The sequence below is a fragment of the Mesorhizobium sp. B2-1-8 genome (assembly GCF_006442545.2).
Taxonomy (GTDB): Bacteria; Pseudomonadota; Alphaproteobacteria; order Rhizobiales; family Rhizobiaceae; genus Mesorhizobium.
In genome coordinates, this window is the sequence record NZ_CP083952.1 from 2,617,530 (window position 1) to 2,629,284 (window position 11,755).

12 protein-coding genes are annotated in these 11,755 nt (G+C 60.8%); 7 read left to right on the forward strand and 5 right to left on the reverse strand.

Annotated features, from left to right (window positions below; translation table 11 throughout):
- Positions 1-52: 52 nt before the first annotated feature.
- From dctP to FJ970_RS12790, 4 genes are all read right to left on the reverse strand, one after another.
- A complete protein-coding gene (dctP, locus tag FJ970_RS12775; protein ID WP_140760815.1) occupies positions 53-1,171 on the reverse strand; it encodes a TRAP transporter substrate-binding protein DctP in 1,119 nt (372 codons plus the stop codon).
- 278 nt (positions 1,172-1,449) lie between these two features.
- Positions 1,450-1,656 (reverse strand): hypothetical protein, encoded by a 207-nt coding sequence (locus FJ970_RS33595; RefSeq protein ID WP_181178696.1) that lies wholly within the window; start codon positions 1,654-1,656, stop codon positions 1,450-1,452.
- 158 nt (positions 1,657-1,814) lie between these two features.
- Entirely contained in the window at positions 1,815-2,375 is a 561-nt protein-coding gene (locus FJ970_RS12785; protein ID WP_227792111.1) for an SH3 domain-containing protein, read from the reverse strand.
- A gap of 195 nt (positions 2,376-2,570) precedes the next feature.
- Positions 2,571-2,999 (reverse strand): hypothetical protein, encoded by a 429-nt coding sequence (locus FJ970_RS12790; RefSeq protein WP_140760813.1) that lies wholly within the window; start codon positions 2,997-2,999, stop codon positions 2,571-2,573.
- A gap of 424 nt (positions 3,000-3,423) precedes the next feature.
- On the opposite strand from FJ970_RS12790, the gene FJ970_RS12795 reads away from it, so the two are divergent.
- The 6 genes from FJ970_RS12795 (at position 3,424) to FJ970_RS12820 (ending at position 8,894) form a co-directional block, all read left to right on the forward strand.
- The gene (locus tag FJ970_RS12795) at positions 3,424-4,119 is read left to right on the forward strand and encodes a GntR family transcriptional regulator (RefSeq protein WP_140760811.1); all 696 of its coding nucleotides are present in this window, start codon (positions 3,424-3,426) and stop codon (positions 4,117-4,119) included.
- 142 nt (positions 4,120-4,261) lie between these two features.
- Entirely contained in the window at positions 4,262-5,260 is a 999-nt protein-coding gene (locus tag FJ970_RS12800; protein ID WP_227792113.1) for a sialic acid TRAP transporter substrate-binding protein SiaP, read from the forward strand.
- Positions 5,261-5,274: 14 nt separating this feature from the next.
- A complete protein-coding gene (locus FJ970_RS12805; RefSeq protein ID WP_140763794.1) occupies positions 5,275-5,772 on the forward strand; it encodes a TRAP transporter small permease in 498 nt (165 codons plus the stop codon).
- Complete coding sequence (locus FJ970_RS12810; RefSeq protein ID WP_140763797.1) at positions 5,769-7,064, forward strand: TRAP transporter large permease; 1,296 nt, start codon at positions 5,769-5,771, stop codon at positions 7,062-7,064. Before FJ970_RS12805 ends, FJ970_RS12810 begins: the two co-directional genes overlap by 4 nt.
- The gene (locus tag FJ970_RS12815) at positions 7,061-7,945 is read left to right on the forward strand and encodes a shikimate dehydrogenase family protein (RefSeq protein WP_140763800.1); all 885 of its coding nucleotides are present in this window, start codon (positions 7,061-7,063) and stop codon (positions 7,943-7,945) included. The genes FJ970_RS12810 and FJ970_RS12815 overlap by 4 nt, the downstream gene beginning before the upstream one ends.
- 16 nt (positions 7,946-7,961) lie before the next feature.
- On the forward strand, positions 7,962-8,894 hold the full coding sequence (locus FJ970_RS12820; RefSeq protein WP_140763803.1) for a dihydrodipicolinate synthase family protein: 933 nt from the start codon (positions 7,962-7,964) through the stop codon (positions 8,892-8,894).
- A gap of 215 nt (positions 8,895-9,109) precedes the next feature.
- Here the strand turns inward: FJ970_RS12820 and FJ970_RS12825 are convergent, their stop codons facing one another.
- Positions 9,110-10,885, reverse strand: a complete 1,776-nt coding sequence (locus FJ970_RS12825) for a chloride channel protein (protein WP_140763806.1) — start codon at positions 10,883-10,885, stop codon at positions 9,110-9,112.
- A gap of 226 nt (positions 10,886-11,111) precedes the next feature.
- Here FJ970_RS12825 and FJ970_RS12830 point away from each other — a divergent pair, with 226 nt between their 5' ends.
- A complete protein-coding gene (locus FJ970_RS12830; protein ID WP_227792114.1) occupies positions 11,112-11,663 on the forward strand; it encodes a MarR family transcriptional regulator in 552 nt (183 codons plus the stop codon).
- The last annotated feature ends 92 nt before the right edge of the window (positions 11,664-11,755 follow it).

Below are 11,755 nucleotides of genomic sequence, written 5' to 3' on the forward strand. Positions count from 1 at the left end.
ACGCCTGTTGAAGGAGAGTGCGTCCGCCGTCACCGACGGACGCCAAGTGGCTTCACAGGTTGATCGACAACCCCTGATACATGTCCGGCGTGACGTAACCGACGGTCGGGTTTTCCATCACCTCGAGCTGCAGCTTGAAGATGCGCGCCGCGTCCTTGTCCTTGTTGGCCCACTCGAACCAGATCGGAACGGCGATTTCCTGGAACTTCTGCAGATCGTCGGATCCAAGCCGATTGATTTCAATTCCGGCATCCAGGAATTTCTGCCAGGCCTCCATGTCGGCCTTCTGGATGGCTCCGAAATGGATATTGGAATAGACTTGGATTTCGTCTTCGACGAACTTCTTGAGATTGTCCGGGAGTTGGGTCCAGACATTCATGTTGACGGCAAAATCCATCAGGTCGACTGGCTGATACACCGACATCAATCCGGGCGGCCCCATGGAAATGTACTTGGTCACCTGCTGGAACCCGAGCGCCCAGTTCACCGCCGGGCCTGTGTAGTCGGCGGCATCGATCGTGCCTTTCTCCAGCGCGGAGAACACCTCGCCGCCCGGCAGCAGCGTTGTCTTGGCGCCGGCCTTCGCGAACGTCTCGGCAATCATGCCGCCCGGCACGCGCAGCTTGAGGTCCCTGAAATCCTCGATCGAACGGATCGGCGTCTTCGAATGGATGATGTTCGGGCCGTGATGAATGCGGTTGACATAGTAAAGGCCCTGAGCGGCATAAAGGTCGCGCGCAGCCTGCAGGCCACCCTTTGAATAGAAAAAGATGTCCCACTCGTGCGGGTAGCGCAGTCCCATCGTGTAGGACGAAAGAAAGGCGGTCGCCGGAAGCTTGCCGGCCCAGTACAGCGAGAACGAGTTCATCGCTTCCAGAACGCCGTTCTTCACGCCGTCGAAAAGCTCGAAATCGCCAACGATATCCTTGGCCTTGAAAGGCTGGAATGCGAGCTGGCCTCCCGTCTTGTCCTTGATGGTCCCGCACCAGTTCTGAAAGGTTTCGAGTCCGACGCCCGCCGGCCACGAGGTCTGGATTTTCCAGGTGATGGTATCCGCTGCTCCGGCCCTGCGAACCCAGGGAGCCGCAACCGCCGTCGCCGTGAGCCCGGCGACAAGTCCGCTCGACTTCAGAAAGCTTCGCCTTGATTTGGAATGCGTTTCTCCGTCCATTGTCTTTCCTCCCTATGCGGCAACGGACACATGGTGGACACGCCGCCGACCTCAAATGTTAGACAATAACACCAGACACCCTTAGCTGGCTGAGACCTGCCCCCTCGCAATCCTTTCCGGCCGAGTTGCAAGTGCCGTCAAAGATGCGGAAGAAACCCCACAGCCAGTAAGTAACATAGCGTGGCGCGAACATTTTCAACCTCCATGCGCTCAGCACAAGCTTCCGGCGGCATTTTTTGGCGCGGATCTTGCCGATTGTCCCGGTTCATAAATCTCTGCTAGGCGGCTGCGACCATGGTTCTGTTCGACATCGGTGCTGCGCTGCCGCTGCTGATCCTCGGCATGTTGTCGCGCGAAACCCTGTTGCGCTGGCTCCGCCGCGATGGGCCGGTCGTGCCGAAGGGCAGCGGGGCTTCGAGGTCGCGCCGGTCTCGCCCGAGGATCTCAAGGAGATCGCGGCGCTGCGGCAATTGCTGGAATGCCATGCGATGGAATTGTCCTTCGCCGCTGGCGAATGGACTGGGAGGGCAGGGTGGTGTCGGCCCATCACAAGCTCCACCCGATGGAAATCAGGATGATCAGCACGTCGGGGTGATCGCTTGTTGGTTGGTTTGGACGACCCCGGTCGAATTGTGCCGCCCTTTTACAGCACCTCGCCGGGATAAACGCCCCACAAACCGATTTGCCTGACAAAGCCAGACATCGGGCCCAACTCCACCGCGCACCATTGCCCGTCGCAGCGCGTCAGTTCCACGCGAACGCGAGGTTGGAGCAAGGCAGTTATGGGGCTGTCAATTGTCGGCTTCTTGCACAGCGCAAGGTCGTCCTTGGCCCAGGGCGCGACGATGCCGGTCCTGCGGCCTGAAAGCAGCGGTCCATAGATCCATCCGCTGGTTCCGTCCCAATCCCTTACCCTGCGCCAATTGCCATATTGCTGGTATATTTCCAGCGGGATGCCCGGCCGCGTAAAGACCCATTCAATGTCGTAGCCGACACCAGGCCCGACACGCAGATTGGCGGACGAAGCTTTCAGCGAGACAAAGCGGGGCAGAGGAAGAGCACCGGCCTCTGCTCGCAGTCCCGTCGTCGTCGCGGATGCCGCAAGCGATGCGGTCGCCAGAATGAAGCGAGCGAGCGCGACATACAAGTGATGTCTGATCTCCCCGCCGACCATTCGGAAACCGAAAGCAGCTCTCGATTTCATGCGCATTCACCATCGAATGTAGAAGGGGTCGATCATCACCGCCCGGCACCATCAGAAGCCATGGAAGGGGGCCACCCGAGCCGTGCTTCCGGTTCTGGCGTGTTGGGAACTTCGCTGAAAGCGTCCTTGCGGCGCTTGAGCTTCTCTGACCGCCGCCCGGCAAACTCTCGCTGCCGGGCGAACTCTAGCGTTGGGCTATGAACCGTTCGTTTGATTCTGGGAAACGTCGTGAGCGGGTATCGCATCCATCGCAGCCAACTTGTCCGCGCACAGATCCGCGGCGCCGGGAGCATCCTTCTTCATGCCGGCCAGTTTGACCCACCCGCCATCGCTGATGAAACCATCTCTTTGATAGGAGGATGTTTCCTTTAGCTTGGCCAGATTCTGGCTCGCGTCGGACGCCGTGACGAACTTTTGGACACAAAGATTGGCGACCAGTTCCGCCCTCGCCTTGATGGCTGAGGTCTTCGCCATTTCCGCCGCTGTTCCTGCCAGGGTCCAACCGCCGGCGGTAAAACCGACGATCATCGTCAGCACCGCGGCGCCTACTACCGACCAGAACCAGATTGTCTTGGAAGGTTGGTAGTCGTCGAAGCGTTGCGACAGTGTTTGATTGTCCTCCATGGCTTTCTCCTTTCGACTATGACCTGAACGCAACCCGATCGTTCGGGCTGGTGAAACGTTGCCGCGGGAAGCGGCCAGCAGTTAGGGAACGGGGAAGGGGAACCGGTTCTGACGGGCGGAGCTTCCGGACGCGAGCAAAAATCCGTTGGCGCCGGTCTTCGAACGCTCGCACTAGACCCAGCATTTCAGCATAGCGACGTAGCGCTCGGGCACCTGGAGATCCTCCAAATGAGAAGGGCGGACGAAGTTCGCCTTGATGCTCCATATACCGAGGCCGATCGGAAACTATTCCAAGCCAGTCGCAATTTTGTGAATGGCAGGACGCCGACATGCTGGCTGTACGCCTGCATGGCCAGGCTGGCCAGGTGACCGGTTCAGCGGCATGATCTATGGTATTTCAGAAAATTTATGATATTTTTTTGCAATGCATGAAAACACGCAGAATTCGACAATATCTGAAACAACGTACCGACAGATTCGCGCCGACATTATTTTCGGCCGACTCACACCCGGCGAAAAACTCAAGCTTGACAGGCTGAAAAACCTTTATGGCGCCAGCGTCTCTACCCTGCGCGAAATCCTAAACCGCTTGTCCTCCGACGGGCTGGTGACCGCCGAGGGGCAGCGTGGTTTCGAGGTCGCGCCAGTGTCACCTCAGGATCTGAAGGAAATCGCCGCCTTGAGGCAACTGCTCGAATGCTATGCGATGGAGTTGTCGTTCGCCTCCGGCGACATGGATTGGGAAGGCCGCGTGGTCGCGGCGCACCACAAGCTTCAGCAAATGGAAAGGCGCATGATTTCAGGCGACCATTCGATTGCCAAGGAATGGAAGCGCTATGACTGGGAGTTCCACCAGGCATTGATCTCTGCCTGCGGCTCCAAGGTGCTGATGGATACGCATGCCGCCGTATTCGACAAATATCTGCGGTATCAAATGGTTTCATTGACGTTTCGCGGTCAGATCGCCGCTGACGAGCATCGGCAGATGCTCGATGCGGCGTTGGCGCGCGACGCCATCACAGCCCAAATGGTGTTGCGCAAGCATGTCGAGGCAGGCGTCGAGCGCGGATTGCTGGCCAGCGCGCCCGAATTCCAGAAGAAGAAGGCCGGTTCGGCGTAACGCCCAGCTCAAGCGATATTGTGTCTGATAAAATGACAAATCTATGATGATTGCACTGTTCGTGGGTTGAAGCACCATTATGAACGTGGCATGGTTTGCCCAGACGGTTTGACCACCGCCCATGCAATTCAGGGAGGAAAGCATGACCATCACCCTCGATCGCCGCCGGTTCCTCGGCGGCTCCGCAATGGCATTTGCCGCCTTGTCCGTGATGTCGTCCGGCGCGAGGGCGCAGGACAAGATCACACTCCGGCTCTCGTCGCCGGCGACGCCTGGCGACCAGCGCGCGGTGGCGCTGACCGACGTTTTCGCCCCCGCGGTCAGCGCCTTCGCCACTTTCGAGCCACACTGGAACGCCGAACTGTTCAAGCAAGGCACCGAGCTGGAAGCAATCGCCCGCGGCAATCTCGAAATGTCGATCACCTCGGCGCAGGAACTGGCCTCGCTCTATCCCGAATGGGGGATATTCACCGCCGGCTATCTGCATCGTGACGCCGCGCATCAAAAGAAGGTTTTCGCGGCCGACTTCATGAACCCGATGAAGAAGAAGGTGGAAGATGAACTCGGCGTCAAGCTCTTGACGGTGATGTATCTCGGCCGCCGCCAATTGAACCTTCGCATCGACAAGGAAATCAAGACCCCGGACGATTTGGCCGGCGTCAAGCTCAGAATGCCCGGAACCGACGCCTGGCAGTTTCTGGGCAAGGCGCTCGGCGCCAATCCGGTGCCCGTGGCGTTCACCGAAATCTACACCGCGTTGCAGACCGGTGCGATCGACGGGCAGGACAATCCGCTGCCATCCGACAAGGACTCCAAATTCTACGAGGTCACCAAGCAGATTTGCCTGACCAGCCACCTCGTGGACCTGAACTACCTCGCCTTTTCGAAGAAGGTCTGGGACGGCCTGGCACCGGATCAGCAGGCGGCGGTGCAGAAGGCGGCGGACGATGCGGCCGAGTCCGGACGGCAGAAGCAGCTGAAGCTGGAATCGGAACTCGAGCAGTTCTTCAAGGACAAGGGTTTGAAGGTCTACACACCCGACGTCGACGCCTTCCGCAAACATGTGCAGAAGGCCTATCTGGAGTCCGACTTCGCCAAGGACTGGCCGGAAGGCATGGTCGACAAGATCAACGCCCTCTGAGCCGGGAAAGACCGATGTCGGCAACCATCCGCTGGTTGCAGGCGCGGGCCGACAACGTGGCGGTGGCGCTTCTCGCCGCCATGTTCATCGCCTTCATCCTGCAGATATTCACGCGCTACGTGATCAACGATCCGCTCGGATGGACACTGGAAGTATGCCTGACGACATGGCTGTGGCTGGTGTTCTGGAGTTCCGCATTCGTGCTCACCGAGCGCGACCATGTGACGTTCGACCTGTTCTACCTGATCGCCAGCCGCCGCATGCAGCGCGTCTTCGCGCTGATTTCGGCGGCGGCGATCGTCGCCGGGTTCCTGGCGGCGCTGCCGGCGACATACGAATACATCGCCTTCTACAAGATCAAGAAGAGCGCCACGCTGCGTATTCGGCTCGATGTGGTGTTCAGCGTCTACGGACTGTTCGCCGTCGCCGTCATCGTACGTTACGCCCTGCGCATATGGCAACTTGCTCGCGGCGGCGCGCCCGAACAGCATGACGAGGCGACACCGCTGTGACCGTCGCCTTCGCCCTTTGCCTGCTGGCGCTGTTCGTCCTTGCCGGGATCGGCACGCCGGTCGCCTATTCCATGATCGTGGCGGCGATCGTCTACCTTGCCGTGAAGGGCCAGGATCTGGGGCTTGCCGCAGAGCAGATCATCCAGGGGCTCTATGACGGTTTCATCATCCTGGCCGTGCCGCTGTTCATCGTCGCCGCCAACATCATGAACGCCGGCACGATCAGCGAGCGGTTGCTGGCCTTCTGCATGGCGATCGTAGGGCGCCTGCGAGGTGGGCTCGGGCATGTCAATGTCGTCGCCAATCTGATCTTTTCCGGCATGTCGGGTTCGGCGGTTGCCGATGCGGCCGGCCTCGGCAAGATCATCATCGAAATGATGACGAAAGATGGTCGTTATCCGCGCGGTTACGCCGCCGCCATCACCGCCGCCGCTTCGACCATCGGACCGATCATCCCGCCGTCGATCCCGATGGTGATGTACGCGCTGGTTTCGGATGCCTCGATCGGTTTCCTGTTCCTCGGCGGCATCCTGCCCGGCCTGCTGATGGGCGTGGTGCTGATGGGCCTCAACGCGTGGGTCGCCCGCAAGCGCGATTTCGCGGTCGAGGAAGCCGTGCCTCTGCGAGCCTTGCCGAAGGTGACGCTCAATGCATTTCCGGCGCTGCTTATGCCGGTCATCCTGCTCTACGGCATCTATGGTGGCGCGACGACGCCGACCGAAGCGGCGGCCGTGGCGGCCGCCTATGCGCTGATCCTGGCCGGCGTCTTCTACCGTGCGCTGAGCTGGCGGAGACTTTACGCCATCCTTTCAGAAAGCGCGCGCTCGTCCGCGGCCGTCGGCCTGGTCATCGGCGGCGCCCTGATCTTCAACTACATCGTCGCCAGCGAAAACATTCCTGCCCACATGGCAGCCTCGTTGCAGGGACTGCACATATCCCCGCTCGCTTTCCTGTTCATGGTCAACGTGCTGCTGCTGCTGCTCGGCTGTCTGCTCGACGCGTCCACAATCATCCTGGTCATCGTACCGCTGTTCATCCCGACCTGCCGGCTGCTCGGGATCGACCTGGTGCATTTCGGCGTCGTCGTGGTGGTCAATACCATGATCGGGCTGATCACGCCGCCCTATGGCGTCGTGCTCTTCGTCATCAATGCGACGACGCGCATTCCGCTGCGCGAAATCATCAACGAGATCTGGCTGTTCATCGGCGTGCTGGTCGTCGCGCTGCTGCTGATGATGCTGTTTCCGGAAATCGTATTGTGGCTGCCGAGGCAGTTCGGATACCAGGGATGAGCACGGCTCCGCACGATCGCCGAAGCGCCGGCCTCACCGGCCCGGTCAGGCTTGGGCTGATCGGCGACAACATAAAGCGCTCGCGTTCGCCGGACCTGCATCGTCTCGCCGGCCGACTCCTCGGTCTGGACGTCAGCTACGACCTCTTCATCCCGCGCGACATGGGCAAGGATTTCGACGCCGTATTCGACGCCTGCCGCGACAGCGGTCTTCGCGGCATCAATGTCACCTATCCCTACAAGGAGATGGTGGCCTCCAGGCTGCGCATAGACGACGAACTGACCAGACGGATAGGTTCGGTCAACACGGTGCTGTTCGGGCCGCGGGGCGCAAGCGGCTATAATACCGACCATACCGGTTTCATCGCCGCCTATCGCGAGACTTTTGGCGACACGGCGCCGGGCAAGGTCTGCCTGATCGGAGCCGGCGGTGTCGGCAAGGCCGTGGCCTTCGGGCTGCTGGCGCTCGGCGCCGAGGCCCTGACTGTCGTCGACAGCGATGCAGAGAAGGCGCGCTCGCTTGCGACCGCGATCGCGACAGCCTCGCATGGCGCCGTCAAAACGTCATCCAGCGATGCTATCCGCACGGCGATGGGCGGAGCGGAAGGCGTCGTCAATTGCACGCCGCTCGGCATGATCGGCCATCCCGGGTCTCCGGTCCCGCCGGAAATGCTCGGAGCGCAGCGCTGGGCGTTCGACGCCGTCTACACGCCGGTCGACACGTTGTTCAAACGGCAGGCGGAGGCGGCGGGCCTCGAGGTGCTCAGCGGCTACGAACTGTTCTTCCATCAAGGCATCGACGCCTTCGGCATCTTCACGGGACAGGTGCCGGCCGATCTTGGCGCCTTGCGCCGAATGCTTCTCGAAACACCTCCCAACTGACCAAGGATTATCCGCAGTGTTCGACGATCATCCCGTGCGCAAGAAAATCGGTGTCAGCGCGGCACTGGCGACGCCGTTCGACGATAGAGGCGCAATCGACTGGCCCCGTTTCGGCGCCCACGCCAAATACCTTCTGGGGCAAGGCATGCGGGTGGTGACCGCCTTCGGCACGACCGGCGAAGGCATTTCCATTTCGACCTCGGCCCGCGCTCCGCTCTATGAGCGCATGGCCGCCGCCGGGGTCGACGCGGGCGGTCTGGTCGAATGCGTTTACGGGCCGTCGTCGCAAGATGCGGGCGACCATGCCCGGCGATCACTCGATGCGGGTTGCGCCGGCATCCTTCTGACACCTCCCTTCTATTTCAAGCAGCCGACGGAGGAAGGTGTCTACCGCTGGTTCGCGGAAGTATTGGAACGTGTCGGACCGGCTTGCCGCGATGTCATCCTCTACAACATTCCAGGCTTGACCGGCGTGCGCATCGGCCCAAGCCTCGTCGCCCGACTACGGCTTGCGTTTCCGCAAGCCATCGCCGGCGTCAAGGATTCCAGTGGCGACTGGCAGCAGACGACCGCTTTGCTGGCGGAACACCGGGATCTCGCCATCCTCGTCGGCCACGAAGGAGATCTGGCGCGCGCGGTGCGGGCCGGGGCCAGCGGTTCGATCAGCGGCGTGGCGAATTTCGCTCCCGACCTGATCGCGACGCTGGTGCGCGGGGAGGACGTCCCGCTGATCGATGACATTCTCGAAAGATTGCTCAAATTGCCGGTCGTGCCGGCGGTCAAGGCCGTTCTGGCCGTAACGACGGGCGACCCTGTCTGGTCACGCGTGCGCGCGCCCCTCGACCCGATCCATGACGTGGGCGGTTTGAGGGCTTGCGAAGAAATAGCCGTGCTGGTTCGAGATCGGTTACGGCCGGCGGAAGGCAGAGCGTCGCCAAGCGCTGGCTAATGCATGTCGCCCGGAAGTGTCCTCGGTTCCGGGATAACGACATGCATAAAATCAGAAGCTTTCAGCAGGTCGGGCGAATCCCATTCGCCGCGACATGCTGTAGATCGGTCGAGAGGATCGCATATCCAATCCCCGGGCGACTAAACCGCCACTGGAGGGCGGGTCCGACCGTTTGCCACCTCCGCCTGCGAAATGGCTCGCTGCAATTCCGATCGTCATCTGGGATAGATCTTCAGGCCGTCGGCTACGGAGTTGGCGACATGCTCCCTGGTGATGACGCCGACAACGTCATCTTCTCGAGGGATTCCGTGTCCCTGCACGACGACGGCCATGAATGCGTTCTTCCGCCAAATCCGTTCGATCACGTCGGAGACGATCATGTTCTCGCCGACAATCGTGTAGTCACGGCTGGCGATGTCCGCGAGCGTGACACCGGTATGCGCGCCTTCGAGCCCGCGCCGCAGCCCGGTGTTGACGCGGAGCACACCGAAGATCTGGCCATTTTTGATGACCACCACATGACGAAGTCTGCCCTCCGCTTCATGCTCACGCAGAAAACCATCGAAGCTGTGCTCCGCCTGCAGCACCAGGATGTCCGCATCCATCACTTCGCGGGCATGGCGGACCAGGAACATGTTGGCGTGCATCGCCTTGGGAATGGCACGCCCGCGGCGGACCAGCTTCAACGTGTAGATGTTTTCACGCGAAAGCAGTCGTCGGACGCCGACACTGGTGGCAACGGCCAGGATCATCGGCATGACGATGTCATACTCGCGGGTCATCTCGAAGGTCATGGTGATGGCGGTCATCACAGCCCCCGTACCGCCGCCAACCATCGCCCCCATGCCGACCATGGCAAAGGCCGGAATGCTGAGGGGGATCGGAATGCCTGTCGCCTGCAGCAGCGCGGCGAAGCCGCCGCCCAAAGTGGCGCCCATGAACAGCGAAGGCGAGAAGATGCCGCCGGAAGACCCCGAGCCGAGACTGATCGATGTGGCTGCCGCCTTGCAAGCCAACAAAAGACCGAGCAGCCATACAGCCGAGGTGTGACCGACCAGGATGCTCTCGATCGTCGCATAGCCCACGCCATCGACGTAATACTGTCCGAGCGTGACGAAGAGAACATACATCAGGAGCCCTAGCAGCAGCATTCCGAGTATGTGGCGCGTGTATCGCCCGGGGATTTTGTCGAACCAGTCCTCGGCCAAATGCAGGCTGCGGATGAAGCCGGCGGCCGCCACTCCGGTCACACCGCCGAGGGCGGCATAGAGCACAAGCAGCACGACTGCATTGCCATCCGTGGTCAGGGCCTGCAATGGCGGCACGGCAAATGCAGGCTGCGGGCCAATGAACCAGCGTCCCACGAAGGTCGCGGCGCCAGTTGCTATGGCGACCGGAAGGAAAGTGCTCACACTCACTTCGGGCATCATCAACTCGATGGCGAACATCACGCCTCCGATCGGCGTATTGAACGTAGCCGCTATACCCGCACCGGCACCCGCGGCGACCATCGCGATACGCTGGCCGACCGGCATGCGGATGATCTGCCCCAATGTCGATCCGAGCGCTGATCCGATCTGGATTATCGGACCCTCGCGGCCAACCGACGAGCCACTGCCAATGGCAATGGCCGAAGCCAGCGACTTGACCAACGCCACGATCGGCCGAATTTTCCCTTCCCGATAGTAAATGGCGTCCATGACCTCGGGCACGCCGTGGCCTTTTGCCTCGGGCGCGAAATTGCTGACGAGGAACGTGACCAGGACGGCACCGATCACCGGTGCCAGAATGATGAACCCGCCCCACCGGCTGGGCGCCGTGAACACGTTCGCGTCATATCCGACCGCGAAAGTGCCGTTGAAGAAGAGATTGTGGAGCAGCCCTATCAATTCGCGGAAGAGGACCGCGCCGAAACCGGTTACAATGCCAAGACCGAGCGCGAGGACGGTGAGAACCAGCAGGCTAAGCCGGTGGCTTTCTTCGTCTTCCATCGCTGCGCGATGCGAGGCATCTTGCGCGGAAGGTTTGCCGTCGTCTGATTCACCAGGTTTCGAGTTGCTGGACGTTGCCGTGTCGCCGCGTGCCATAAAAGATGCGCCCCGGAAAAGATGGACTGGAGGATGAAGGCCTGGGCCTTGCCAACCGAACCCGCTGGGTGATCGAGCTCAGCTTGATATATATGTCATGCCATGACATACATTGGGAGCATTGAAAAGAGTGACGGCGACTGATCCTCCTGCTTTTTCGGAGCCATCCCGTGGCAAGGGCACCAAGCGTGGGCGCGCCAAGTTGGAAAAAACACCCCCTGGCGCCAGCAGCGTGGATCCGTCCGATGAACGTTCCCGAGGCCTGGATGAGAATGCCTACCAAGGATTGGCTGGATTTCGTCATGCGCTTCGCCGGTTTTTGGCGTTCAGTGAAGTTGCCGCCTCGGCGGCTGGAGTCACGTCGCAGCAATACCAGGCGATGCTGGCTATCCGGGTACATCCTGATCAAGCCATTATGATCAAGGAACTCGCACGGCAGATGTTGCTTCAACCGAATGGCGCGGTGCAATTGGTGGACAGGCTTGTCGGAGCTGGCCTCGCCGAACGCCGGCAATCCTCAACGGATCGCCGCAGCGTGCTTGTCGTCATGACGGACAAAGGGGCGGCGCTGCTTGAACGCCTGGCCGCCGATCACCTCCAGGAGATGTCCAAACACGAGCCGCTGCTCGCCGAGTCCCTCAGGCGACTGAGAAGCATGGAACGATCGGGTGACACCTCATAGCCATTCTCGCGAACACAACTGGCTGGAACCATACGCGCCGATCGATGTCCTCAAACCGGCGGCCGCCGATGTCTGGATTGTCGACGGACCAG

Excerpts from the sequence above, each read along its gene's own strand:
- FJ970_RS12785 (WP_227792111.1), bottom strand. The coding sequence starts at position 2,375 with ATGAAATCGAGAGCTGCTTTCGGTTTCCGAATGGTCGGCGGGGAGATC.
- FJ970_RS33595 (WP_181178696.1), bottom strand. The coding sequence starts at position 1,656 with ATGGCATTCCAGCAATTGCCGCAGCGCCGCGATCTCCTTGAGATCCTC.
- FJ970_RS12795 (WP_140760811.1), top strand. The coding sequence starts at position 3,424 with ATGCATGAAAACACGCAGAATTCGACAATATCTGAAACAACGTACCGA.
- dctP (WP_140760815.1), bottom strand. The coding sequence starts at position 1,171 with ATGGACGGAGAAACGCATTCCAAATCAAGGCGAAGCTTTCTGAAGTCG.
- FJ970_RS12815 (WP_140763800.1), top strand. The coding sequence starts at position 7,061 with ATGAGCACGGCTCCGCACGATCGCCGAAGCGCCGGCCTCACCGGCCCG.
- FJ970_RS12800 (WP_227792113.1), top strand. The coding sequence starts at position 4,262 with ATGACCATCACCCTCGATCGCCGCCGGTTCCTCGGCGGCTCCGCAATG.
- FJ970_RS12805 (WP_140763794.1), top strand. The coding sequence starts at position 5,275 with ATGTCGGCAACCATCCGCTGGTTGCAGGCGCGGGCCGACAACGTGGCG.
- FJ970_RS12825 (WP_140763806.1), bottom strand. The coding sequence starts at position 10,885 with ATGGAAGACGAAGAAAGCCACCGGCTTAGCCTGCTGGTTCTCACCGTC.
- FJ970_RS12790 (WP_140760813.1), bottom strand. The coding sequence starts at position 2,999 with ATGGAGGACAATCAAACACTGTCGCAACGCTTCGACGACTACCAACCT.